Source organism: Pseudovibrio japonicus, from assembly GCF_014651595.1.
GTDB classification, from domain to species: domain Bacteria; phylum Pseudomonadota; class Alphaproteobacteria; order Rhizobiales; family Stappiaceae; genus Pseudovibrio; species Pseudovibrio japonicus.
Genome location: NZ_BMXE01000006.1, coordinates 86,502 through 110,828, shown reverse-complemented (window position 1 = coordinate 110,828; position 24,327 = coordinate 86,502). Strand labels below are relative to the sequence as shown.

Genomic DNA, 24,327 nt, shown 5'->3' with positions numbered 1-24,327 from the left:
AGGAGAGAAGGTCGTTCAGGCCTTCTTTCTTTCGCGTAAGATGTCGTAGCAGCGGATGGCGCAGTAGTAGCCGATGGTGAAGAACAGGCTCATGAAGAGAACCTGCATATAGAAGCGGTCGAATGAGTTCTCGTGCAGCATCAGGTTGAGGGCGTGGCCCACATAAACCCCGAACATCATCATGGAAACCGCGAAGGCATGAATGAGCAGTTTAGCGCCAGTGGTGGCGGGGTGGCCTTTGCAATGGTCGGCGAGCAAGCAAGCGACAATGCAGGCAAACACCATGATCAGGGTCATCCAGTTCAGATAGACAGCGGCAAGAGCAAGGCTGTTCAACTGCTGTCTTGCCAGTTCGGAGTCGATTGTCAGGTCGATCTTATGGCCGATGAGCATGCCAAACCCACCATAGATGAAACCGCTCCAGAAATAGATGAAGATGTTGCTGGGTATTACCGTGTGAAGCAGTAGTACCGCGCCCGTGAAGAATATGATGAGCATGAATGCAACTTCACAGATATGTAGTAGATCAGGCTTGGTTATCAGGGCAATTGCCACCAGCTGCACCAAAAGCATCACCGCAAAGCCGACAGGGTTCGTCAGCAAGAAGCGGCTGAGTGAAAAGCTGTCTTCCTGCTCTGGCTTGTGCTGATTGCTTTGACCAACTCCATGTACCTGGCTCATGGCGACCTGACGCTTTCCGGCTCCATTACTGGTTGTTGTAGTCGTCTTTTTCTTTGATATCGCGGACCACTTTCACGTGCTGCATCATGCCGCCATCTTCGTGATAGAGCAGGTGGCAGTGTAAAGGGTACTTACCCACGAAGTCCTTGAAACGCATGCGGAATTTCACGTGTCCGTTGGGTGGTACCTGTATGGTGTCACACCAGAACGGCAGCGCCAGCGTATAGTCCAGCGGATCTTCGCCCTCAATCTCGAAGACATACATTGGGTTTACGTGAATATGGATGGGATGGGGAAACTCGCTTTCATTCTCCAGCGTCCATTCTTCCACCGCGTCCAGCTCAACCCAGTGGTTGATCACCTCGCAGCCACCAAACTGGCCGTGGTCGATGGTGACATTGACTCCGCGATAGTACTTCTCGGGGTTGTCCAGCGTGTTGGCCTGAAAGGTCAGCGTGCGCTTGTTGGTCACTTCTTCCGGGCCGATGGGTGCCAGCAGATCGCAATACAGGCTCTCAGGGAACGGCGGTGGTGTTGTCCGCTCGGCGGGCTCGCTTGGCATGTAGATAGCCGCGCCAATCTCCTCGCCGCGCTCCACCTCAATGGCGAAAAGGGGCGGGTTGTTGTGGTATTTATAGTGCGGAATGAACTGGTATTCGACAGAGTTGTTCTGAACGTAAAAGAAGGCCCCCGGCGTGGCGGCTTCGCTGATCTTTACAAGCACAGAGGCGCGGTTGGCGGGTGCAAGGCTTACGCCGTCCTGCCTGCGGTAACTCTCTGTGGGGTTGCCGTCATAGCCGTAAAGGAACATCTGCGCGAAGAACGGACAGGCAAAATTGATGGAGGAGCGGGTGGTTGCATTCAGCAGGCGCAGATTGATCAGCTCTCCCGGCTTCACCTTGATGATGGGGCAGTACTGGCTGTTGACAGTGATGTTGTATTCGCTGTTGGGAAATTTCGCGACCTGATTTTGGTCCTCCACCTTGCCCTCGGCGTTGACGGCGATGTTCTGGAAGACCATGCAGTATTCCTTGACGCCCATCTCCTTTAGCTGGTCATCAAATGGACCACGCACGATGATCATACCCGCCATGCCACTGCCCACCTGCAAGGCTACCGAGCCGTGCTTGTGCGGGTGATACCAGTAAACGCCCGGTGGGTGGTCCGCCGGAATATCGTATTCGTAGTGGTATTCCTCGCCGGGATGGATGGTCATGCAAACATTATCGCCGGGGGATTCCGGTGTCACATGCAGGCCGTGGGTGTGGATGTTGTAGTCGTTGAACCCGTAGGGAAAGTTGATGTCCTTGGGTGCCGCCTCATCCTGAGCAGGCAGTTTGTTCTGCGTGTGAATTTGCAGTTTTGAGCCCGGCCTGACTTCGATGGTTGGGCCTGTCAGCGTATTGCCTGCTTCTCTGGTGAGATCGCTGGTGAAGACACGGGTGTAGGTGGGGATGTTGTGAGGTTTTTCAAAGCTGAAGACATTGTTGGTGTCGTACTCAACGTCCAGCGTAACTTCCAGATGCTTCTTGTCCGGGTCCATAACGTAGGCCGGCGGGTTATCAATGGGGCTCAGGAAGGAAAAGGGCTTCGCCTCACTCATTTAGCGACTCCTCACTTTTACACCATTGGGTGCTTGTCGGTTTTTATTTCAACCTACAGAGGATGGCAGAGCGTTGAAATCTTTGCTTGGGAATGAGGTTAAGGTCCGGTTAGGCAATTATCCTGATTCCGATGAGACATTTTGCCCTACCAAAACGCGCCCTGCGTGCAGCTTGCGGATGCGACCATTTTGGGGTGCGGACCAGTAAATGGGTGAAACGGAATCTCTTTCTGCAATTTAGAACGATTATTTACTGTGGGAAGTCGCGCTATTTTTGTCCCTGCGTGACCTATATCATTTTAGTTGGAATATCACGAGGTTCGGTTGCAACTACGTGAAATTTCTACACACATCAACCCATTGAAATATATAGCGATATTAGCATTATTCAGAGCGCTTCCAAGAACTTGACGATGGTCAATGTGAGAAAACTGAGGGCGAGCTTACATACCCTTGCTGGGTAAGGTTCATCAGTGTTGGGGGTTTGGGTGTCGATCAGAGCAACTCTCCGTTTTTCCGGCAGGTGCCGTCGCACATGGCCCATGTCGCCTGCACCTTAAAGAACATCAGTTCGGCAGGACTTCTGATCATCAGAGGGGCACGAGCAACCCCTCTAATTTCGCCAATTTCGGTTTGAGGCCAGTTTCGATTTGAGGAATGAGTTATGAGAGGCATTGGTAAGGTCAGTCTGATTGGCGCAGGGCCGGGAGATCCGGATCTACTCACAGTCAAAGCCCTGAAGCGCATTCAGGAAGCTGAAGTTGTGGTGTATGACCGTCTGGTTTCTCAGGAAATTATGGATTTGGTGCCGCCCAAGACAGCTCTTTACCCCGTCGGGAAGAAGCCGAAGAGCCATCCTATTCCTCAGGAAGAAATCAATCAGTTACTTGTTGATCTCGCCAAAGAAGGCAAACGCGTAGTGCGCCTTAAGGGTGGAGATCCATTTATTTTTGGCCGCGGCAGCGAGGAAGCTGCCGAATTGGTCACAGCCGGCGTCGACTATGAAGTCGTACCCGGCATCACAGCTGCGCAAGGCTGTGCCTCAAGCCTGAACCTGCCACTCACGCATCGTGGTCTTGCAACGGGGCTGCGTTACGTCACCGGGCATTGCCAGAAAGATATCCCTCTCGATCTGGATTGGGCCAGCCTTGCGGACCCTAACACCACCCTTGTGATCTACATGGGCCTTGCTGCGATCAAAGAGATCTCCGCAAAGCTGGTGGAACACGGCATGCCGACGGACATGCCAGCGGTCGCGATCTCCAAAGGCACCACCAGTGAAGAGCAGAAGGTGTTTGGCACGCTAACCACAATCAGTGAGCTGGCCAAGGAGGCCAAGCTGCCAACACCAACGCTCTTCATGATCGGGGATGTTGTGGGGCTGAAAGGCACTCTGGAGCTAACATCTTATTCTGGCAGCGACGCGAAATGGGGCGAAAGACCTCATCTGGAGGTTATCAATGGCTAGGACAGAGCGGAAAGCGCAAAACCCGCTGGGGTCTTTTCTGAGGGCCGGGTTGCTGGCGCTTCCGTTGCTGACCGGAGCGATCTCCGGCGCCCTTGCCGATGATGACGTCCTGAAGGAGATCGAGCAGGAAAAGCTGAAAGATTTTGTGCAGCAGGACTGCGGGTCCTGCCACGGTCTGACCCTTGAGGGCGGCCTCGGCGGGCCAATCCTTCCGGAAAATCTGGAGCATATGGACGCTGATGTCATTCAGGAAGTGATCCTCGGCGGGTTGCCGGGTACAGCGATGCCGCCATGGCGCGGCTTCCTTAGCGAAACTGAAGCGGCCTTCATTGCGGAAGGTCTGAAAACAGGAGCATTCAAGTGAAGACGTTATTTGCTGCCGCCGCCTTAAGTGCGGGTCTTTTATTTGCTTCTGCAGCCAGTTCTGACGACCTGCGCGCCACGGGCGATCTGGGTCTGATCATTGAACGAGCCACAGGAACAGCATTGATTGTTGAAAGCACGGATCGCACCGTGCTGGCGCAGGTGGAAGGGCTGGGTAACCTTTCGCACGCCTCCGTCGTTTATTCGCGGGATGAGCGGTACGCCTATGTGTTTGGCCGCGATGGTGGTCTGTCCAAGGTGGATATGCTTACCGGTCAGCTGGTTGGCCGCGTCATGCAGGCGGGCAACTCCATCGGCGGTGCCATCTCCGATGATGGCAAGCTGATCGCCGTTGCCAATTATAAGCCGGGCGGCGTGAATGTGTTCGACGCAGATACGCTGGAGCTGGTCTCCGAAGTGCCAGCGATCTATGACGAAGTGGGCAACCAGTCCAAGACCATCGGTCTTGTTGACCTGCCGGGCCGCCGGTTTGCATTCTCCCTATGGGATGGTGAGCAGACATGGATTCTCGACTATTCTAAGAGCCTGAAGCCTGAGATCACCAAGCTGGAAGACATTGGCGTCTTCCCATATGACGCGCTCGTGACTGGTGACGGTCGCCACTACATCGTTGGCCTGTTCGGCGAAGACGGTCTGGCCCATGTGGACCTTTGGAAAGAGCCGCTCAAGGTCGAGCGCATCATGGATGGCTACGGCAAAGGCGAAGAGCCGCTACCGGTCTATAAGATGCCGCATCTGGAAGGGTGGGCCAAAGCCAACGGCATGTATGCACTGCCAGCCATCGGTCGCCACGAAGTGCTGTTCATGGATGAGCGCGACTTCACCGAAGTTGACCGCGTGCAAGTGCACGGCCAGCCTGTGTTCGCCATGGCCCGCCCTGATGGGCGCCAGATCTGGGTGAACTTTGCACCTCCGCACAACGACACCATTCAGGTGATCGACATTCTGGACCGCAAGATCATCAAGACCATGAAACCGGGACCGGGTGTGCTGCATATGGAGTTCACACCACGTGGCAATGAAGTCTGGATGTCCGTTCGCGACAAGAACGAAATCCACGTCTACGACACCACCGACTTCTCCTTGAAGGAGGTTCTGCCAGCAGAAAAGCCAAGCGGCATCTTCTTTACATCACGTGCACACCAGCTGGGGCTTTAAGTCCCGGCTTTCCGGCGGCGGCGATGGTCCGCCGGGCAATTGGGGGAGTTTGCGAAATGAGTGCACAGCTGAGTAAGACCGATCTGGTGCTGGTGGACAGGTGGCAGCACAATTTTCCGCTTGTTCCCAAACCATTTAACATCATTGGCCGAGAAGCCGGAGTGCGCGCCTCCCAGGCGATCCGCCGGTTTGAGCAACTGGTCGAAGACGGGGTGATTTCGCGCATTGGGGCCGTGCTGGCACCCAACACGGTGAGTGCAAGCTGTCTGGCAGCGGTGGCCGCCCCGCCCCATTTTGTTGAGACGGCTGCGCAGATCATCAACGATGAGCCCGGTGTCAATCATAACTATCTGCGCGAAAATGATCTGAATATCTGGTTTGTGGTTGTTGAACGCGACCGGGCGACCTTGGAGGCCACTCTCGCCCGGATCGAGCAGGCGACCAATCTGGTGGTGCATGCCTTCCGTATGGAAAAAGCGTTCCATCTGGATCTGGGGTTCTCGTTGACCCAGCAGCGGGTGGACAAGAAAGCCCCCATGCTCCCACCCGTTGACCTGTCCGTGCTGGAAGCTGACGACTACGCCCTGTTGGAAGAGCTGTCCGACGGCATCCCGCTGTCGGACCGTCCGTTCCTACGCCTTGCGCTGAAGTTGGGCCGCTCGGAAACGCTGGTGCTGGACCGGCTGAAGGTATTGCAGGGCGCAGGCATTATCCGCCGCTTTGGCGTGGTTGTTCGTCACCGCTCCATTGGCTACAGGGCCAACGCCATGTCGGTGTGGAATGTGCGCGATGAGCATGTTGATGAAGTGGGGGCCATGTTCTCCGCCGATCCTATGGTCAGCCTTTGTTATCAGCGCAACAGAGAGATGCCACTCTGGCCCTACAATCTTTACACGATGACTCATGCGAACAGCCGCGAAGAGGCGCTGGAGGTCATAAACCGGCTTTCCGCCATGGCAACGCAGCACGTGATGAGCAGCAACGTGCTGTTTTCCACCAAGTGCTTCAAGCAGCGCGGTGCCCGTCTGTCTCGCAGTATTGGAGTAATTGCATGAGCACCCACATCGCCCATCTGAATGAACCGGCGCGGGTCCATCTGGATGATCTGGACCGCAAGCTTATCAACCGCTTGCAGGACGGTCTGCCGGTTGTGTCCAAGCCCTATGCTGCAGTGGCTGACGAGCTGGGCATCGGGGAGGAATTGCTATTGGAGCGCCTGCAATGGCTGCTCAAGATGCGCATTCTCACCCGCTTTGGCCCCATGTTCGACATTGCGCAAATGGGCGGCGCGTTCTGCCTGTGCGCCATGTCCGTGCCGGAAAAGCGTTACGATGAGGTCACCGAGCAGGTCAATGCATTGAGCGAGGTGGCACACAACTATGCCCGTGATCACGAGTTGAACATGTGGTTCGTTCTGGCCACGGAAACCCCTGAAGAAATTGAAGCTTGCGGGAAACGCATTGAAGAGCTGACCGGCATTCCGGTGCGGCTGTTTCCGAAAGAACGTGAGTTTTTCATAGAATTTAAGGTCCCGGCATGAGCACGCAGAACTTTGAGGAACTCTCTGAATTTGACCGCGCTCTTGTGGCCGCATTGCAAGAAGGCTTGCCGCTGATCTCTGAGCCATACGCGCAGATTGCTGACCAGCTTGGCGTGAGCGAAGAGCTGGTGCTGGAGCGCGTGGGTGCCATGGAAGAAAACGGTGCAATACGGCGTATTGCGGCTGTGCCAAATCATCGCGCCTTGGGCATGCGTGCCAACGGCATGTCGGTCTGGGACATCGTTGATGAGGATGTTGAGCGCATCGGGCAAATGATGGGTTCTCTGGACTTTGTGTCCCACTGCTACCAGCGTCCCAGATGGCTGCCGACCTGGCCCTACAACGTCTTTGCCATGGTGCATGGAAAGACCCGTGAAGAGTGCCTGACTTTAGTCAAGGAAATCGAGGCGCTCATAGGGACATCATGCAAGCAACATGATGTCCTGTTTTCGACAAAAACCCTGAAAAAAACAGGACTTAGACTTCGTCGCAGAGGGGAGAGCCCGCGTGTTTCGTCTGACCCATTATCTCAAAGCACTGGCAGATCCGTATCCACTTCCACCAGCGCGTAAGCCTGTTGGCCCGGTTGTTATCTGGAACCTGATCCGCCGCTGTAATCTGAAGTGCAAGCACTGTTATACGACCTCAGGCGATGTGGATTTTCCCGGTGAACTATCAACCGAGCAAGCCTATGAGGTTATTGATGACCTGAAGGGCTTCCGCGTTCCGGTGATCATCTTCTCCGGTGGTGAGCCGCTGATGCGTCCGGATATGCTGGAGCTGTCGGCCCATGCCAAGCAGCTTGGCTTCTATACCGCCCTGTCCACCAACGGCACGCTCATCGACAAGGAGATGGCGGGCAAGATTGGTGAGATTGGGTACGACTACGTGGGCATCTCGCTGGATGGCATCGGCAAGGTGCACGATGACTTCCGTGGCATGGATGGTGCGTTTGACCTGTCGTTGCAGGCGGTGCGTTATCTGCGTGAGGAAAACGTCAAAGTCGGCCTGCGCTTTACGCTGACAGAGGATAACGCCGACACTCTGGATGATTATTTGGACCTGTGCGCCCGTGAGAAAGTGGACAAGATCTATCTCTCTCATCTGGTCTACGCAGGCCGTGGCAACAAAAACCGCGCAGAAGATGCGCACCTGAACGTGACCCGTAAAGCCATGACCCACCTGATTGAAAAGGCGTGGGAAGATGTGCTGGCTGGCAAGTCCAACGAATACGTCACTGGCAACAACGATGCAGACGGCATCTATCTGTTGCAGTGGGTGCGCGAGAATATGCCGGAGAAGGCTGGGTATCTGCAAGATATGCTGGAGCGCTGGGGTGGCAATGCCTCGGGCGTGAACATCGGCAACATCGACAACACCGGTAAAGTGCATCCTGACAGCTTCTGGTGGCACTACACCATCGGCAATGTGAAAGAGCGCAAGTTCTCCGAGATCTGGCAGGACGTGTCCGACCCGGTCATGGCTGGCCTGAAGCAGAGCCCGCGCCAGATCAAGGGCCGCTGCGGTGCCTGCAAATACTTCAACATCTGTAACGGCAATACGCGTGTCCGCGCGCTGCAGCTGACCGGTGACCCGTGGGCGGAAGATCCATCCTGCTATCTGACTGATGAGGAAATCGGCCTAAAGGATGCCAACCACCAACGTATTGAAACAACACCATTCCGGGGAGCTCGTCATGAAGCAAAACACGTTTATGCCTAAACTCGCCGGCGTTTTACTGGCAACCTGCATGCTTACAGGCGCAGCGGAAGCGCGCGGCAAGAAGTTGGAGCTTTATCCGGTTTCTGACGCCACAAAAGGCGTCTATCAGGAGCTGTGTGCGGAATGTCATGGCGGAGATCGTCTCGGCGGCATTGGTCCTGCCCTCATCCCCGAAAGCCTGACGCGATTGAAGGCCAGTGCTGCGACGTCGACCATCAAGGAAGGTCGTGTCCACACTCAGATGCCAGCGTTTGGCGATCAGCTTGACGACCAACAGATTGCCGATCTGGTGAATATGGTCAAAACCCCGCTAGGGGCAATGCCGGTTTGGGGTGAAAAGGAAATCGACGCCACGCGGGTCTTCAACGAAGAGTATCAACCCGTTGAAAAGCCGGTCTACGATTCTGATCCGCTCAACTTGTTTGTGGTGGTGGAAACCGGCGATCACTACGCCACAGTGATGGATGGTGATACGTTTGAGCCGCTGACCCGTTTCAAAACCCAGTTCGCGCTGCATGGTGGGCCCAAGTTTACGCCGGACGGACACTACGTGTTCTTCATGTCCCGCGACGGCTGGATCACCAAGTACGATATGTGGGCGCTGAAGGTGGTGGCAGAAGTGCGCGGCGGCATCAACTCCCGCAACATCGCGATCTCACGTGATGGCAAGCACATCGCATTGGCAAACTACCTGCCGCATTCGCTTGTGATGCTGTCAGCCGAAGACCTTTCCGTTGAAAAGATCTTCGAGGCTGAGTCACTGGGCGGCGACACCACCCGCGTTTCCGCCGTGTATCAGGCTCCTGAACGCGACAGCTTTGTTGTCGCCATGAAAGATACGCCTGAGGTCTGGGAAGTCTCCACCAATCCTAAGGCAGAGCCTGAGTTTGATGCCTATGTTGATGCTGAAAACTACGGCAAGGATGGTGCGAAACCGACATCTGAAGGTCTGTTCGCTCTGCGCCGTATTCAGGTTGATGCGCCGATGGACGATTTCTTCTTCGACCAGTCCTACAAGCATCTGATGGGATCGTCTCGCGACGGTAAGAGCGGTGTTGTGGTGGACATGGATGAAGGCGCGACCATCGCCAAAATCGATCTGCCAGGCTTTCCGCATCTGGGCTCCGGCATCAGTTGGGAGTGGCAAGGTAAACCAGTAATGGTGACGCCGCACCTGAGTGAGAGCAAGATTTCCGTAATCGATATGTCCAACTGGTCCGTGCTCAAGACACTGGATACGGCTGGACCGGGCTTCTTCATGCGCTCGCACGAAAACTCCAAGTACGCCTGGGCAGACGTGTTCTTTGGTCCCAACAAGGACCAGATGTACGTGATCGACAAAGAGACGCTGGAGATCGTGAAGACGCTGAAGCCGCTGCCGGGCAAGACTGCAGCTCATATCGAGTTCGACCGTGATGGCAGCCACGCCATTCTCTCCATTTGGGAGAATGACGGCATGATCATCATCTACGACGCCAAAACGCTTGAAGAAGTGAAGCGCGTTCCAATGAGCAAGCCATCTGGAAAGTACAATGTCTGGAACAAGATCACCTTCTCCGCTGGTACAAGTCACTAGCGATCTGGCACTTGTTCTTGCTGCTCATGGAGACTTGGGGGGCAAGGGCGCCGACAACACACCGGGCCACGTACGCCTGAAAAATGCTCTGGCGCCCTTATTGCCCCAACTGGATGTGGTGAGTGGGGTCATGAAAGGGACCCCGCCGCTACAGGAAGTAGCCGCAAACCTCCCGCACGAGCGTGTGCTCGTGCTGCCTCTCCTCCTAAGTAACGGCTACTTCTGCAAAACCGTCCTGCCTCGCAGATTGGGGCTGGACCCGGATCAACTGCAACAGAAAGAAGGTGTATGGCAAACTATGAACCGAGATGGGCAGTACATCAGGCTGCTACCGCCGCTTGGTGTATTGCCCTTTCTACCTGATCTGGTGTCTCAGAGTATTCAGGATACGCTGGCACCAAACAGCAAGAGTGCCTTGCTCAAGCCCGAGCGTGACCGCGAAGTGCTTATTGTTGCCCATGGTTCCACAGTAGGGCCGGAATCGCGGCTCTGTGCTCTTAAACTCAAAGACCATCTGGAAAAGCGGTACGGCTACAAACAGCTGCGCGTGGCGTTCCTCTCCGAGGAGCCGTATGTTGATCGCGCTGTTCTGACGCTCTCAGAAGATGCTATCGTGGTTCCGCTATTCGCGAGCGGGGGCCTGCATGGTCATGACGATATCTCTGAAATGATGGAGCGCGCCCCGGCTGGCTGCAAACTCGCGCCAGTGATCGGTTGCGAACATGCGCTGTCGGAGCATCTGGTGAGTTATTTGCGCGCTGAAAAGGTGGTGCCGGACACAAAACAGGCCCTTGCAGCATATTCCGGGAAGAAGCGATCAGCGGATGGGATGGAATACGTGCACAGGGCCGTTTGTCATCTCTAAATCCCGACTTTCTTAACCGAGATTGGAATGCATCACTGCGGTGCGTTCCTGCTCTACCAATGCGCGCAGCGCCTGGGTGTTTGAGATGATTGCCCGGTTCTGTTTGACTTCCACGCCGTAGCCTTTCAGCTTTTGGAATGCGCGCGACAGGCTTTCCGGCTTCATACCCAGACGACCAGCAATAAGCGCCTTGTCATAGGGCAGCACCAATGTGCAGGAGACGCCTGCTGGATCTGAACACAGGTTCAACAGGAACTCGGCCACACGTTGTGCACCGGTGTGCGTCTTCAGACCCTCAATCTGCAACACCAGCTGATGCAAATGCATGGACAGCGACGACATCATCGCCAGCGCGATGTTTGGATCTGCAGCAATGGATTTCGCCAGATGGGCGACCGGAATACACAGCACCACACTATCGGTCACGGCCTCGCCTGAGGCAGGATAGTGCGAGTTGGTGAAGGCAGCGCCTTCCGCGAAGGTTTGCCCACGGGTGAACACGCCTACAACAGCCTCATCGCCGCTGCTTGTGGCCCGAAAAACTTTGACCCACCCCTCCAGCACGATAAAGAACGAGTCCGCCTTATCATCCTGAAAAAATATCATCTCACCCCGTGAGACTGATTTCTTGGTACCCCCACGAAGCAGATGCTCTCTCGCCTCGGAACTCAACCTCTTAAGCAAGGGAATTTCAGCGAGCTTCTCCACTTCGCTTTGCGCTATAGTAACTGACATTTTGCAGACCTCTCCCACGATCCCGCAATCGTACTGTTGCGTAGATGAATGGCGTTGATCTAACGCAACTGTTTTTCAGCATTTGGCATCCCACAGTTGTCTTTCCCGAGGGGAAATCTGCAGTTGGCAAGCAAGGAATGAGGGAACTCAGAGGATTAGGCCAAGACGAGGACCACGCACACTCACAGGCAGGCCCCGCTTTTTCTCTGAATAATATGTTTAAAACTGTTTCGAGAAATATTTTTTTCCTCTGTTGAGCCTGAAACAAACCAAGCTCGCGCGATGAACGCAGCTGATATGCAAAACACACCCTTTAGCGCGGTCACTACCAAGCTCCCAAGCAGGTGGAATTTTTCTGGAAAAGATGGGGTGGTTGGGGTCGCATGTAGGTGAGTAATATACTCTCAAACCTGCAAGCGATCAGAGAGGCGGATGCTGGCCCATTTGCGCCAAACTGACGTCGTTTCCTGCAACTGCTTACGGTGTTTTGGGAAGATCAAAGACGAGCAAACCGACTTGCCCCAATGGCAACTGTGAAACGACGCTCCCTTTAGGGTTTAGGACAGCTGTTGGCCCGAGTGCGAGATGGCCTTTTCGTTCTCCGGTAACATCCGAGGATATTAGCCACAGTCCCGTTTCTTGGCAGCGTTGCCCACGTACTGAGTTGTGTAGCGATCTGTATTTCTCCGCAGCCTCATGCTTCAGCATATTGTTCGCGCAACAAACGATGAGATCTGCGCTCTGTCGTGCAACCTGGTCTGCTAGGTCCGGAAAATTCATGTCGTAACAAATATTTATGCAAAACTTGAGTCCTTGCACTTCAAAGACTGGAACGCTTTGTCCTTCCGTGAAAGCTGCCTCTCCTGTTAAAAGGTAGTGCTTACGATATGTTCCAAGTAGCTTCTGATTTTTTACGACAATCGCTGTGTTAAAAAGTTTGCCCTCCGCACGCTCAATCATACCGACCACCAACATCGGCCCTGAGATGGGAAATTCTTTTAGCAACTCTTGAAATCGTGGTGAGCCCACGTCAATAGCTAGTTCTCGGGCTTGTTCTTCTTGGATGATGTAACCTTGCAGAAAGCCCTCCGGAAAAGCCAACAAGTGAACGTTTTGTGCATCTGCTTGGTCGGAAGTCTCTCTGAGAAACTGTAGTGCAGCTGACAAATCGTTGAGAAATTCAGGGGCCTGTGTTGCTGCGATCCGGACGGTAGACACTTGCATTACCCTTTCAGGAAGTTTGTCCATTACAATAGGCTTTTTATCTTCTTGGCCCAAGCTCAACCTTCCTTCATCATCCACCCCATTCAGTCCTCCACTGTTCTTCTCGCTCTGGCTGCATCTCAGCCTTGACACTGGGAGCTTCGAGTCTAATCTGGCGGTTCTGATGTTTTTTAGAGGAGTTTTGATGTCCCGGATCTGAGCGTTCAATTGAAGAACGCCCCTGCCTGTATTGGGCTTTAAGACCGCGCAACCCGCACGGCTGGTTCTGCACGCCTCGATATTCCGAACATCATAGGCCGTTTAACGGCACTCTTTAGGACATAGCAATGATCCGTAAATTTGAAACTCGTGACACCGAGACCATCGTCGACGTCTGGCTCGAAGCTAGCAAACTCGCGCATCCCTTTCTGGGGGACAGTTTCCTAGCGGGCGAGTCCGACAATATTCGCAATGTCTATCTGCCCAACGCTGAGACATGGGTTGCGGAAGTGAACAACACCGTTGTTGGCTTCATCTCCCTGCTTGGCAACGAAGTGGGTGGGCTGTTTGTTCATCCGGACTTTCACGGGCAAAAACTTGGCAAGGCTCTGATGGATCAAGCCGTGGCATTGCGCGGCAGTGTGGAGCTGGGAGTTTTTAAGCACAACCCAATCGGGCGTGGCTTTTACGCGCGCTACGGATTTGAGGAACTGCAGGAAACCTTTGACGAGTACACGCAGCAGCAGGTCATCCGGCTGAGATACGCTGTGTAACCCGCAACAATGAAGAAGAGTGCGCTTCAGTGCTCTTCTTCACCTTGCTGGATGTTGCGGGGCTGCCAAGAACGGCGGCTCCAACTCATCAGGCAACCTTCACATCCTGCGGGCGGACGTACCAGCGCAGTTCTTCAACTTTGTCTGGCTGTTCTACTTTGTAGCGCTGCTCGGTGCCGTGGGTGCGCAGGAGTTCAGCTTCTGCAGCCTTCATGGTCTCGGCAAGGGACGGACGCGCTGCTGTTGGGGCGGCGGGTAGGGCGGTAAAGTCCAGCGTGTCGAGCGAGGCGGCGAGTTCGGTCTTGTGATCCTGATAGCGCCAGATGCTGCCATTGGGGTCAAACCGGTAGAACGGCAATAGCTTCCAGCCATGTTCTGCGACCAGCTCAACTGCACGGACGAGATACTCGAAGGTGTCTTCATCAATAAAGTAATTGAAGTTGAGGCGGATCCAGCCCGGGCGCAGGATCATATGTCCTTGGGCCAGCTGGGCCTCCACCGCCTTGCTGTACTGCATGTCCATACCGAGCAGGGTGTGACCGTAGGGGCCAGCACAGGAGCAGCCGCCACGGGCCTGAATGCCGAACAGGTCATTGAGCACGGCCACGATAAAGCCGTAGTGCAGGTCTTTGCCCTTATGGGTGATCTTCAGCGAGGTGATGGACAGGCGCGGGGCCTCGGGATTGCCGAGGATCTCGATATTTTTACATTTCGACCAGCGGGCAATGGCGCAGGAAACGAAGTCTTCTTCGCGGCGTTCGATCTCATCGGTGCCCACCGCTTGCTGAAGCTTGAACACCAGTCCGGCGCGCACGGATTCAACAATGGCCGGGGTGCCGCCTTCCTCACGTCGCTCTGGATTCGCCACATAGCAGTGGTCTTTCGGTGTCACGTACAAGACGGTGCCGCCGCCGGGCATGGCGGGCACGCGGTTGTTTAGGATCGCGTCCTTAACGACCAGGACACCGGGCGTACCGGGGCCACCGACGAACTTGTGCGGGGACAAGAAGATGGCGTCTTTGGAGCTATCGCCTTCCTCATTCTGCGCGCCTTGCATGTCGATGCCAACGTAAGGGCCAGCAGCGGCGTAATCCCAGAAGGACAAAGCGCCGTGTTTGTGCAGCAGGCGGGTAACGGTGTCCACGTCGGTCTTTACACCGGTGACGTTGGAGGCAGCGGAGAAGCTGCCGATCTTGAGTGGGCGATCAGCGTATTTGATCAGCTGCTTTTCCAGATCGTCCAGACACACCTGCCCACCCTCACAAAGCGGAATGGAGACCACGTCGGCGATGCTTTCGCGCCATGGCAACTCATTGGAGTGATGCTCGTAGGGGCCAATGAACACAACAGGGCGCTCGTCCTCTGGAATGTGCTGCTCCAGTTTATAGCGCGCATTCAGGTCTGCAGGCAGTTTCAAGTTGAGGATGTCGATGAGCTTATTGACGGCAGCGGTTGCGCCCGAGCCGCAAAAGATTACCGAGTGGTCGTCATTGGCGTTGAGCGCAGAGCGGATCTGCTGGCGGGCCTGCTCGCGCAGCGCAGTGGTTTGCGCACCGGTGTAGGAGGTCTCGGTGTGGGTGTTAGCATAGTAGGGCAGAACGTGGTCGCGGATGTAGTCCTCAATCATGCCTAAGGAACGTCCGGAGGCGGTGTAATCTGCATAAACCAGAGGTTTGCGTCCAAACGCTGTTGTGATGCTGGCCTGCTCGCCAATCACTGAATTTCTGATTTTATCGATCAAATTACACATGCTCTATCCACTCTTCCCTGCTGTCTTTTCCCATTCTTATTCAGGTAATGCCGTTAAGGTCAGCCTGTTTTCTGAAAAGATCAAATGCATAAAACTACATACTACAGATCGCAGTCAAGTTAGAATGTCATACTAAAAATGAGATATAATGTAGAAATATTGAGATTTCGCGTAGAGCGAGTATGACTGATGCGACACGCCTTGGAAAAATTGCGAATACAGATAATTAAATTTTAATTGTATCGAAGGATTCGCAGACCGAATCACTGAGATATGAGTTGGAAAAGTTGCTGTTTAGTATCTCTGCCACCTGTGGTTATGCACAGATTTGGGCATTCATTCACCGCTTTGACATGGAACTGCAACGCGGAGTTGAAAAAAAATTCACATTAGAAAATTTTCTTCGAAAAAATATGCAAAACGCGAAAAATCGCACAACTACGGCTTTACGTTAACCCTAACATCGAGAAGACTGCCAATGCATGCTGCTGAAATATCTTCGGCACCGAGCATAAAAAAATAACCGTTCGCCCGGCTCCTGATTTCATACAGGGAGGGGAGCTGCGAACTCGGATAAGATGAACTGTAACGGGGTTGATACATGTTCAATTTCTTTCCTCGATTTAACTTCTACTCGATCAGCGTAAACTTTGGCACGTGGTGGGATGATGTCCTCGACGGTGCGGATGGTAATGATTGGGCTTGGGGTTTCTCCGGTAACGATACCATCAACACTTATGCTGGAAACGACTGGATCCGCGCAGGGTGGGGCAATGACCTTATCTTCGCAGGCGAAGGCAACGACCGCATCAACGCAGGTAGCGGTGACGATGTCATCCACGGCGGCGCAGGCAATGATAGCATTGACGGCGGACGCGGGTTCGACACCGCTCTCTATGATGGCTCAATCGACGATTACGCTTTCCAGGAGAAAGGCTACTTCTGGAATAAGAAGACCATCGTTACTGCAAATGACGGCTCTGAAACAGACAGTCTGAAGGATGTGGAAGCCGTTTACTTCCGCGCTGACGACTACACCTACTATCTGGATGGTCGTAACAACGAAGTCCTCGCTGGTGACGATGCAGTTGCATCCGGCGACGAGGGTCTTGTGCTCGACGCGGCTACACTGCTTGAAAACGACCGGGACCTTGACGGCGACGCGCTGGAAATCACCGGCGTTTCTGCAGTGAGCACATCCGGTGCAGCTGTTTCTCTCGTAGATGGCCAGATCTCCTACGATCCGGGCACCGCATTTGAGAGCCTGCGTGAAGGCGAGACCGCTGAAGACACCTTCACTTACACAGTGACCGACGGCAACGGCAGCACCAAAGACGTGACTGTGACTGTTACCGTGACTGGCTCCAACCAGGCACCGGTTCTGTCTGTAGACTCCGCAGTTTCCATTGCAGAGAACACCACTGAGGTGACCACTGCATCTGCAACTGACGTTGACAACACAGACCTGTCTTACTCTGTCTCCGGCGCTGATGCTGAACTGTTCGAGATCGACGCAGAAACCGGCCAGTTGAGCTTCATCACAGCACCAGACTTCGAAGCTCCAGCAGATGCCGACGGCGACAACGTTTATCAGGTTGAAGTAACTGTAACCGACGCTGACGGCGGCTCCGACACGCAGAGCGTTGCTGTTACTGTTGAGAACGAAAACGAAGTTGTGCGCGAAGTCTTCGCGTTTGACATGGTTGGCTCTCAGAGTGATCGCCTGATCGAATTCACCAACAATGCACCGGACTTCTCCAGCCCTGCGGATGGCTTTGGCAAATTTGATGCTGAAAGCGCTCCATTTGCGCTGGTGGATGACACCGTGAGTTATGAAGGTGATAATGTTGGCATCATCGACAAATCGACCAACACCGATGAGTTCTTCGGCCTGACGGATACCGTCAACAACGAAAACTCTGACGCGCTTGAGGCCAAATGGGTCTTTGACATCGATGGCTTCAGCAACATCAGCCTTTCTCTTGATGCTGGTGCAATGGGCGACTTCGAGTCCAACGATGTGATCTCCATCCGTTACTCCATCGATGGCGGTGAAGAGCAGACCCTGTTCTCCTTCACTTCTGATGATGATGCCGCTCTGTCCTACACCTTGGCCAGCGGTAAGGTAGTCGACATTAATGATCCATTGGTCGACGCCGACAACGGTGTGATCCTTTCCAACCAGCTGCAGACCCTTGTTGCAGATCTGGAAGGTTCCGGCTCCCAGCTGACCCTCACCGTGGAAGGCATCGCAAACGGCAACGACGAAGCATTCGTTCTGCAAAACCTGAAGCTGGAAGGCGACAACACAGGCGGTGGTACCTCCACAACCTACGCTATTGCAGCTGAAGCAGATGCAAAAGACGAAGGCGACAGCGGCGTAACCTCCTTCGAGTTTACTGTGACCCGCGCAGGCGATCTGTCTGAAGCCGGCACTGTTGACTTTACTGTTGGCGGCGACGTGAATGCAGCTGACTTCGGCGGCACACTGCCATCCGGCAGTGTTGAGTTTGCAGCTGGTGAAACCACCAAGGTGATCACCATCGACATCACTGGCGATGACCTCACCGAGCTGAATGAAGAGCTGACTGTAACTCTGAGCAACCCAACCGCTGGCCGGATTACAGGCAAGAACGCAACCAGCACTGTTGTGAACGACGACAATTCCCCAACTCTCATCTCCACCATTCAGGGTGAAGGTGCAGAATCCGGCATGATTGGCGACTTCGTCTACGTCAGTGCGCTGGTGACCCGCGTCACCAACAATGGCTTCTACCTGCAGGAAGAAGCAGCGGACAGCGATGGCAATGCAGCAACCTCCGAAGGTATCTTCGTTTACACCGGTTCGGCTCCAACCGTTTCCGTTGGTGATGAAGTCTCCTTCAACGGTACTGTTGCTGAATATGCCGGACAGACACAGCTGACCAACATTGGTGACCTGAATGTCCTGTCTTCCGGCAACGAGCTGCCAGAATACATCCAGGTGCTCCTGGCTCCAACCAACGAGCATAACTTTGAAAGCCTGGAAGGCATGCGTGTCAGCGTGGACACCGGTACAGATGATGCTCTGACAATCATCGAAAACTACAGCTTTGGCCGTTATGGTCAGATCACGGTTTCCTCTGGTGTTCAGTATCAGGGAACTCATCTGTACGATCCGCAGGATGAACTCGATCAGATCATCGAGCATCAGCAAATGAACGAGAACAACCGCATCCTCGTGGATGATGGTTCTTCCCAGCAGAACCCTGATGAGTTCACCTACATTCCTGTGACTGAAGAGAACGGCGACAACGGCAACGGTTATCTGGATGCTGGTGACGACTTCTCTCAGGGTGCTACTCTGCGTCTCGGCACAGAAATCGACGCGCCAATGGAAGGCGTTCTGACAGAAGGCTTCGACGGTCCTACTTTGATCCTCGACGGTCAGCTGTCCATCGATGAAAGCACCAACTCCGGTGCGCGTACCGAAGAGCCTGCTGATGTTGGCGGCCAGCTGAAAGTCTCCAGCTTCAACGTACTCAACTACTTCACCACCCTTGGTGAGCGTGGTGCGTACACTGAAGAGGATCTGGTACGTCAGACCGACAAGATCGTTGAAGCGATGCTCAAGATCGATGCGGATGTGTTTGGTCTTCAGGAACTGGAGAACAACGGCTTCGACGATGCTTCTGCGATCAACGCTCTTGTTGAGGCTCTGAATGCAGAGCTGACCGAGCAGGGCCGGACTGATGAGCTGTACTCCTTCGTGACCCCGACTGACGGGTCTCCGATTGGGTCTGACGCCATCACCACCGGTATGATCTATCGTGAAAGTGCGCTGGAAGTTGTTAAGACAGAAACCTACGTCTACGAGGAAACAAGCGCAGACGCCACTCTCGCAATTGCGGAACGTCTGCACGAGTTTGCAGATCGTGACTATGTAGGTGACTACCAGCGTAACCGCCCAACCGTTGCAACCACCTTTAAGGATGCAAACGATGAGATGTTCACTCTCGCGGTTAACCACTTCAAGTCAAAGGGTCCAAGCGGCCTGAGCGATTTGGCGGAAGACATCCAGTCCAAACTGGATGCAGGTACCATCCCGGCAGAACATGTCGATCAGGTACAGGCAGATTTGGACGCCTTGCTTGCTGATCCAAACTACGATCAGGGCGATGGTCAGGGCTTCTGGGCGCAGGTTCGTGAAGATGCTGCAGCAGAGCTGCATGAGTGGCTGACCACTAGCTACGAAGGCGCGAGCCTTGACCCGGACATCCTCGTGATCGGTGACCTGAACACCTACGCGAAAGGCGACTCCGTACAGGAGCTGGTTGAAGGCGGTGACATGACCGACCTGCTGACACAGTACCTGGGCGAAGAAGCTTACAGCTACGCGTTCGACGGTCAGCGCGGTTCTCTGGACCATGCATTGGCATCCGACAGCCTTGCTGATCAGGTGACCGGCCTTGCTGAGTGGCACATCAACGCTGATGAGCCAGGTCTTCTGGGCTACAACAGCGGCTTCTCCGATGCTGGCTTCTACGCAGACGACCAGTTCGGCGCATCCGACCACGATCCACTGATCATCGGTCTGGATCTCGGCGGCCAATCCGAAATGCTCATCTAATCAAGAAGAAGACCCTCGCACCACTGCGAGGGCCTTCCTCCAAGACGAAAAAAGCGGCTTCCCGAGCCGCTTTTTTTGTTGTTCCTAGTTTTGTAGTAAGTTGCCACGACTGACCAAGCATTCTTTGAATCGAATGCTTGAAAGAACACCCCTTACTGGTGTGAGATATGAATCTAGTCTCAAAAGACAGGTCAAAGTGAAGCTCGGATCGAGTTCGTCAACATAGCTATATTCAGCGCCGAAACTTTTCTGGATTGTTAGAAAGTCAGGAATCAGTTCGCAATTTGCGTTTTTCTTGCACATCGATAATAGCGCAATGCGTTTCACTTGAGAGAGTAAGTGTGAGTACAGAACAGCGCGTTCTATATCTGAAGACTGTCCCATACTGATTGAAACTCGCCGGTCAGCGATCTCAGCGTGAGAATATACGAGAACTGGACGAACTTTTAAGACTGCTGCTTGTACTGCTAAGGCAAGGGCTCCGAGGGAGGTGTCTTCACCCGCTAATGCATACATCCGTGTAAGGTAATCGATATCTTTTAGATGATGACTTTCGATCTGAAACGTTGCAATTGAATGGCACTCTTCAGGGAGCGCGGTATCCTTGCCCTCTAAGAACTCAAGATGAGTATTACACTTCTCTTGCTCATCAAAAAGATTCTGCTCGTTAAAAATTTGTTCGCTTTCTTGAGAACTGGCGTGTGCAGGAGTCCAATGCAGGTTTAAGACAACACATATCACGGAAAAAACAGTTGTGAGCCAGCAATAAGCTGCACGAGTGCGACGGTTTTTCAAAAGGTTGATAGCGAAGATTGTGTGTTTGAAAAATCTCATAAAGCCTGTCCTCGAGTGCAGCAAAGGCTCTCAATATCTTTTGCCCAAAAGTGTATCTGTGAGTACAGATATTATTTGTCCTCTAAATCGAGCTAAAATACCAGTAATTGATGCGGATATCCTTGACCATGCATTCTGCAGCAGCACTTGCAGTTTTTGTGTTCTACCCCATGTCTCACTCCCATCGTTGTGATCATGGGACAAGACACTCCCTTATTCACGTGACGCATACCAGCTCTCTCTTGATAACGAGGCGAGGGTTGGTGCGCCTTTTTCGGAGAAAATCTATTGCCTGACATTGCCGGTACTACATTCAAAGCACCTGAAGTTGCAGGATATTACCCACACCGCCCGCCATACGCTCACCAAGTTTACGAGTGCATCATTGATCGATCTTCCGCAACACAGCGTTTATTGGATTTGGGCTGCGGAGAGGGCAAAATTGCCAGACCAATGACGAAAGTCTTTGATCAGGTTTGCGCCGTCGACCCGTCCGCTAACATGATCAAATTAGGTCGGTCCTTGGAAAGGGGTAGGACCGACAACCTTGAGTGGATAGAGGCGGCAGCAGAAGAAGCACCATTAACGGGGAAGTTTGACACAGTCACCTTTGCATCAAGCATCCACTGGATGGAACCAGGCAGTCTGTTCCCTAAACTTGGAAAGCACTTAAGTGAAAATCACATTCTTGCAATCATTAATGGCGATGCAGCGTTTCAACCGCCGTGGCAAGATGAGTGGCAACAATTCTTGGCAAAATGGGTGCCTCAAGTCACAGGTGAAGAAGTAAATTCTAATAAATGGCGGGCGACCCAAACCAAACATTTGGACTACATCAATATCCTTGAAACCAACGAGTATGTTTCGCAGCCTTTCGGGCAAACCGTTGAGGACTTTATCTTGTGCCAGCATTCACGCGATACTTTCGCGCCGGTAAAGCTAGGGTCGCGCCGTCATGAATTTCACAATGAACTTAACGCCCTTTTGCAGCCTCATGCTAATCGGGAGGGGCAACTGACATTTCAAGTCAAAACCCATTTGACACTCGCTACGCTTAAGTAAGCTTCGTACCGTCCGCGAAAACATCCGTTCAAGCTAACAAAGAAATGAAATGCCAAATTGCAGCCTAGGGTCAATAAGAAGTATGTCCGGTTTCAGAGACGAAAATCATGTATGGCCTAAGTAACATTCCTTTTTAGGACTCTCAGAAGTTTTCAATATTTAGTCGCTCTTTTGCGGATCGAGCAGCTTGCGCATAATCATTGTCACCGGCATATATCGCTTCTACAAAGCTCTTAGCCCATTCAAGTAGATCATTCCGGCGATCACTAGTTTCAGGCCACATAGCCTTGTTACCGTGAATCAAGTTATGCCGGATGGCCATGAAGTATCGTAGGCAGTTTTCGAAATCGCTTTTGTCCGGTTTCCACTGGACTGGCCCCACATAGCCTCCACGAATATCTCTTCGGTCAACTCTATTTAATGGCTCAAGATTGCGAATACTCTGAACTACGTCTGCTGGCAGGTGCGGTTCTTCGACTGTCCAGACTCGTGCAGCTTCAAATGCTGCAGCATTAAACAGCACAAGCGCGTAAGATTTTTCCCAATCATTCATTGGCTTGGCTGTCACTCCTTCAATGGACTGCTCAGATAATGCATAATGTTCTGCTGCTTCAAAGCATTCTCTATAGTTCGGTTGACTAAAAGCTTCTGATATATCGTTCAGCCTATGCTCAGAAGGTAGGATTAGTCGCGCGCTAATGTTGTAGTATGGGTAGGTTCCTTTTATTTTGGGATGTAACCATGCAGCTACCTCAACATCAGCTTGCGAGACGTAACGCCCGCCCCATTCCTCGATAATATGTTTTAACGGGCGAAATCCGCTTGTTGTGTTTTTGAGCTTTTTTTGTGCGTCCAGCCATTCGTAGGCAATGCGAATGCAATCGTCATGTTCGTGGAAGGGCTCGGCACTTACCGGAGCGCGGCGTATTGCGTCTTTGATCTTTTGCTGGATGAGCATTTTGGCTTCTCCTTTTCTGGACTGTTCAGGCTGTTCCCGATGTTTGTCATCAGCCCGCCTGGGAAAGGTCCACATAATCCGCCCACTAAGCAAATAACTATCTGTATATAGATGTTATTTTGAGCAAGTTTATTGCAGTGAGTTCTCGAACAATCTGTGCCAGCTTCCGTTGACAATTGTGCGGGGGCAGATTATCGCGCAACTATGAGTTGAAATTCAAACCAAAAAACGCCTGCACGATGAAGGGGCCATGGATGTTTCCTGTTCCGCTGGACGCTGTAATATTTGATATGGATGGATTGCTCCTAGACACAGAAAGGCTTTATCGGTCGGCTATCTTCGGTGCATGCGAAGACCTCGGTCATAAAATGCATGACATTCTTCATCTCAGCTTGATCGGCACTCCCAAAGAAATAGGGGATGCGAAGCTGAAGGCGCACTTCGGTGATGAATTCGCGATCGATAAATATCATGAAAAATGTCGGGACCGGTTTCGCGCCTTGTGCGCGAAGAATATTCCATTGCGTCAGGGTGCTAGCGAAATACTTGATTGGTTGAAAGAGTTTAACATTCCGAGGGCCGTTGCCACCTCCACCCCTCGGGCGCTGGCTCTGGATCATCTGGACAGAGCGGGGATCATTGATCGAATTGATGCTGTCGTCACGCGAACGGATGTTGAATTCGGCAAGCCCCATCCTGAGACTTTCTTAAAGGCTGCTGCCGCAGTGGGCGGTCGTCCTTCACAGTGCCTTGCTTTAGAGGATTCCCATACCGGTGTCCGTGCGGCTACCGCTGCAGGCATGGTCACGGTCATGGTGCCAGATTTGTTGAAGCCAACGGAGGAAATCCGATGTCTGGGCGTTTCTGTCGTTCCGGGCCTTGATTGCTTGCTTTCGGAATTGCGGTCCAGCGTCGACCAGTCTGAGCGGCATTGCCATCTATGAACCTGCCCTCCATTTCTAGGCCTCTCGATCCGCAGTCAAATACTAAAGTCTTTTACCTTGCGTACCTGGGTTCTATTGTGAAACAAAGAAGTATGGATTGAAGCTGCGGGTACGCCTGCTCTCCATGAATTCGACTACATAGGTATTACCCATAGTGACGTCGCTAATCCCAGCAAAATGCAGTCCTAGCAATCAGTAGAGGTCATTTATATGGCGAGGTTTCCGCAGAGCAGCGAAGGTCTGCTTTGTCCCACATCTCACTGCTTTTGCGGCATGTCGCGCGCGTGACCTTAGCTGGTATCTGGCCTGCCATTGGGCAATTCAGCCGTTGCTAGTCATTAGCTTCAGCGTAGTCTCATCTGAAGTCTTTCTTAACAACGCTCTTACCGTCAACTGCCCTAAGAAATACAATAAGCAATTTGGGGCTGTTCCTGCCAAAATAACCAAAGTGACCTAGCGTCT

General features: G+C 53.1%; 20 protein-coding genes. 13 read left to right on the top strand and 7 right to left on the bottom strand.

Annotation, left to right across the window (positions count from 1 at the left end):
* Positions 1 to 15 precede the first annotated feature (15 nt).
* Both IE076_RS16200 and IE076_RS16195 read right to left on the bottom strand, forming a co-directional pair.
* Positions 16 to 681: a hypothetical protein gene (locus IE076_RS16200; RefSeq protein ID WP_189437830.1), complete on the bottom strand. Its 666-nt coding sequence runs from the start codon at positions 679 to 681 to the stop codon at positions 16 to 18.
* 25 nt (positions 682 to 706) lie between these two features.
* Entirely contained in the window at positions 707 to 2,284 is a 1,578-nt protein-coding gene (locus IE076_RS16195) for a multicopper oxidase family protein (RefSeq protein ID WP_189437829.1), read from the bottom strand.
* A 664-nt stretch (positions 2,285 to 2,948) separates the two neighbouring features.
* Between IE076_RS16195 and cobA the strand changes: the two genes are divergently transcribed.
* From cobA to IE076_RS16150, 9 genes are read left to right on the top strand one after another with little or no spacing between them, the layout of a single operon-like run.
* A complete protein-coding gene (gene cobA, locus IE076_RS16190) occupies positions 2,949 to 3,752 on the top strand; it encodes a uroporphyrinogen-III C-methyltransferase (RefSeq protein WP_189437828.1) in 804 nt (267 codons plus the stop codon).
* Positions 3,745 to 4,116 carry a c-type cytochrome gene (locus IE076_RS16185; RefSeq protein ID WP_189437827.1) on the top strand — a complete coding sequence of 124 codons (372 nt, stop codon included), beginning with the start codon at positions 3,745 to 3,747 and terminating at the stop codon, positions 4,114 to 4,116. Before cobA ends, IE076_RS16185 begins: the two co-directional genes overlap by 8 nt.
* Positions 4,113 to 5,294, top strand: a complete 1,182-nt coding sequence (locus IE076_RS16180) for a cytochrome D1 domain-containing protein (protein ID WP_189437826.1) — start codon at positions 4,113 to 4,115, stop codon at positions 5,292 to 5,294. The genes IE076_RS16185 and IE076_RS16180 overlap by 4 nt, the downstream gene beginning before the upstream one ends.
* 56 nt (positions 5,295 to 5,350) lie before the next feature.
* The gene (gene ahbB / locus IE076_RS16175; RefSeq protein ID WP_189437825.1) at positions 5,351 to 6,349 is read left to right on the top strand and encodes a siroheme decarboxylase subunit beta; all 999 of its coding nucleotides are present in this window, start codon (positions 5,351 to 5,353) and stop codon (positions 6,347 to 6,349) included.
* Positions 6,346 to 6,834 (top strand): Lrp/AsnC family transcriptional regulator, encoded by a 489-nt coding sequence (locus IE076_RS16170; RefSeq protein ID WP_189437824.1) that lies wholly within the window; start codon positions 6,346 to 6,348, stop codon positions 6,832 to 6,834. The genes ahbB (IE076_RS16175) and IE076_RS16170 overlap by 4 nt, the downstream gene beginning before the upstream one ends.
* Positions 6,831 to 7,406, top strand: coding sequence for a siroheme decarboxylase subunit beta (gene ahbB, locus IE076_RS16165; protein ID WP_189437823.1), 576 nt, complete (start codon positions 6,831 to 6,833; stop codon positions 7,404 to 7,406). Before IE076_RS16170 ends, ahbB (IE076_RS16165) begins: the two co-directional genes overlap by 4 nt.
* Positions 7,342 to 8,556 carry a heme d1 biosynthesis radical SAM protein NirJ gene (gene nirJ, locus IE076_RS16160; RefSeq protein WP_189437822.1) on the top strand — a complete coding sequence of 405 codons (1,215 nt, stop codon included), beginning with the start codon at positions 7,342 to 7,344 and terminating at the stop codon, positions 8,554 to 8,556. The genes ahbB (IE076_RS16165) and nirJ overlap by 65 nt, the downstream gene beginning before the upstream one ends.
* Entirely contained in the window at positions 8,531 to 10,132 is a 1,602-nt protein-coding gene (locus tag IE076_RS16155; protein ID WP_244649706.1) for a nitrite reductase, read from the top strand. Before nirJ ends, IE076_RS16155 begins: the two co-directional genes overlap by 26 nt.
* Entirely contained in the window at positions 10,089 to 10,997 is a 909-nt protein-coding gene (locus IE076_RS16150; RefSeq protein WP_209009190.1) for a CbiX/SirB N-terminal domain-containing protein, read from the top strand. The genes IE076_RS16155 and IE076_RS16150 overlap by 44 nt, the downstream gene beginning before the upstream one ends.
* A gap of 12 nt (positions 10,998 to 11,009) precedes the next feature.
* On the opposite strand, the gene IE076_RS16145 is transcribed toward IE076_RS16150, so the two are convergent.
* Positions 11,010 to 11,732 (bottom strand): Crp/Fnr family transcriptional regulator, encoded by a 723-nt coding sequence (locus IE076_RS16145; protein ID WP_209009189.1) that lies wholly within the window; start codon positions 11,730 to 11,732, stop codon positions 11,010 to 11,012.
* A 477-nt stretch (positions 11,733 to 12,209) separates the two neighbouring features.
* The gene (locus IE076_RS16140) at positions 12,210 to 13,010 is read right to left on the bottom strand and encodes a carbon-nitrogen hydrolase family protein (protein ID WP_308936437.1); all 801 of its coding nucleotides are present in this window, start codon (positions 13,008 to 13,010) and stop codon (positions 12,210 to 12,212) included.
* 272 nt (positions 13,011 to 13,282) lie between these two features.
* Between IE076_RS16140 and IE076_RS16135 the strand changes: the two genes are divergently transcribed.
* Positions 13,283 to 13,708 carry a GNAT family N-acetyltransferase gene (locus IE076_RS16135; protein WP_189437821.1) on the top strand — a complete coding sequence of 142 codons (426 nt, stop codon included), beginning with the start codon at positions 13,283 to 13,285 and terminating at the stop codon, positions 13,706 to 13,708.
* An 88-nt stretch (positions 13,709 to 13,796) separates the two neighbouring features.
* Here IE076_RS16135 and IE076_RS16130 read toward each other — a convergent pair whose 3' ends face one another.
* Positions 13,797 to 15,458, bottom strand: a complete 1,662-nt coding sequence (locus IE076_RS16130) for an aminotransferase class V-fold PLP-dependent enzyme (protein ID WP_189437820.1) — start codon at positions 15,456 to 15,458, stop codon at positions 13,797 to 13,799.
* A gap of 601 nt (positions 15,459 to 16,059) precedes the next feature.
* On the opposite strand from IE076_RS16130, the gene IE076_RS16125 reads away from it, so the two are divergent.
* Positions 16,060 to 20,067: an ExeM/NucH family extracellular endonuclease gene (locus IE076_RS16125; protein WP_189437819.1), complete on the top strand. Its 4,008-nt coding sequence runs from the start codon at positions 16,060 to 16,062 to the stop codon at positions 20,065 to 20,067.
* Between the two features lie 84 nt (positions 20,068 to 20,151).
* Here the strand turns inward: IE076_RS16125 and IE076_RS16120 are convergent, their stop codons facing one another.
* Positions 20,152 to 20,901, bottom strand: coding sequence for a hypothetical protein (locus IE076_RS16120; RefSeq protein ID WP_189437818.1), 750 nt, complete (start codon positions 20,899 to 20,901; stop codon positions 20,152 to 20,154).
* Between the two features lie 288 nt (positions 20,902 to 21,189).
* Between IE076_RS16120 and IE076_RS16115 the strand changes: the two genes are divergently transcribed.
* Positions 21,190 to 21,963, top strand: coding sequence for a class I SAM-dependent methyltransferase (locus IE076_RS16115; protein ID WP_189437817.1), 774 nt, complete (start codon positions 21,190 to 21,192; stop codon positions 21,961 to 21,963).
* A gap of 142 nt (positions 21,964 to 22,105) precedes the next feature.
* On the opposite strand, the gene IE076_RS16110 is transcribed toward IE076_RS16115, so the two are convergent.
* Complete coding sequence (locus IE076_RS16110; protein WP_189437816.1) at positions 22,106 to 22,921, bottom strand: hypothetical protein; 816 nt, start codon at positions 22,919 to 22,921, stop codon at positions 22,106 to 22,108.
* A 254-nt stretch (positions 22,922 to 23,175) separates the two neighbouring features.
* Between IE076_RS16110 and IE076_RS16105 the strand changes: the two genes are divergently transcribed.
* Entirely contained in the window at positions 23,176 to 23,865 is a 690-nt protein-coding gene (locus IE076_RS16105) for an HAD family hydrolase (RefSeq protein ID WP_189437815.1), read from the top strand.
* Positions 23,866 to 24,327 lie beyond the last annotated feature (462 nt).

Excerpts from the sequence above, each read along its gene's own strand:
- IE076_RS16170 (WP_189437824.1), top strand. The coding sequence starts at position 6,346 with ATGAGCACCCACATCGCCCATCTGAATGAACCGGCGCGGGTCCATCTG.
- IE076_RS16200 (WP_189437830.1), bottom strand. The coding sequence starts at position 681 with ATGAGCCAGGTACATGGAGTTGGTCAAAGCAATCAGCACAAGCCAGAG.
- IE076_RS16125 (WP_189437819.1), top strand. The coding sequence starts at position 16,060 with ATGTTCAATTTCTTTCCTCGATTTAACTTCTACTCGATCAGCGTAAAC.
- IE076_RS16150 (WP_209009190.1), top strand. The coding sequence starts at position 10,089 with ATGTCTGGAACAAGATCACCTTCTCCGCTGGTACAAGTCACTAGCGAT.
- ahbB (WP_189437823.1), top strand. The coding sequence starts at position 6,831 with ATGAGCACGCAGAACTTTGAGGAACTCTCTGAATTTGACCGCGCTCTT.
- IE076_RS16110 (WP_189437816.1), bottom strand. The coding sequence starts at position 22,921 with ATGCTCATCCAGCAAAAGATCAAAGACGCAATACGCCGCGCTCCGGTA.
- IE076_RS16155 (WP_244649706.1), top strand. The coding sequence starts at position 8,531 with ATGAAGCAAAACACGTTTATGCCTAAACTCGCCGGCGTTTTACTGGCA.
- IE076_RS16195 (WP_189437829.1), bottom strand. The coding sequence starts at position 2,284 with ATGAGTGAGGCGAAGCCCTTTTCCTTCCTGAGCCCCATTGATAACCCG.
- IE076_RS16145 (WP_209009189.1), bottom strand. The coding sequence starts at position 11,732 with ATGTCAGTTACTATAGCGCAAAGCGAAGTGGAGAAGCTCGCTGAAATT.
- IE076_RS16120 (WP_189437818.1), bottom strand. The coding sequence starts at position 20,901 with ATGAGATTTTTCAAACACACAATCTTCGCTATCAACCTTTTGAAAAAC.
- IE076_RS16130 (WP_189437820.1), bottom strand. The coding sequence starts at position 15,458 with ATGTGTAATTTGATCGATAAAATCAGAAATTCAGTGATTGGCGAGCAG.
- IE076_RS16185 (WP_189437827.1), top strand. The coding sequence starts at position 3,745 with ATGGCTAGGACAGAGCGGAAAGCGCAAAACCCGCTGGGGTCTTTTCTG.
- cobA (WP_189437828.1), top strand. The coding sequence starts at position 2,949 with ATGAGAGGCATTGGTAAGGTCAGTCTGATTGGCGCAGGGCCGGGAGAT.
- ahbB (WP_189437825.1), top strand. The coding sequence starts at position 5,351 with ATGAGTGCACAGCTGAGTAAGACCGATCTGGTGCTGGTGGACAGGTGG.
- IE076_RS16135 (WP_189437821.1), top strand. The coding sequence starts at position 13,283 with ATGATCCGTAAATTTGAAACTCGTGACACCGAGACCATCGTCGACGTC.
- IE076_RS16105 (WP_189437815.1), top strand. The coding sequence starts at position 23,176 with ATGTTTCCTGTTCCGCTGGACGCTGTAATATTTGATATGGATGGATTG.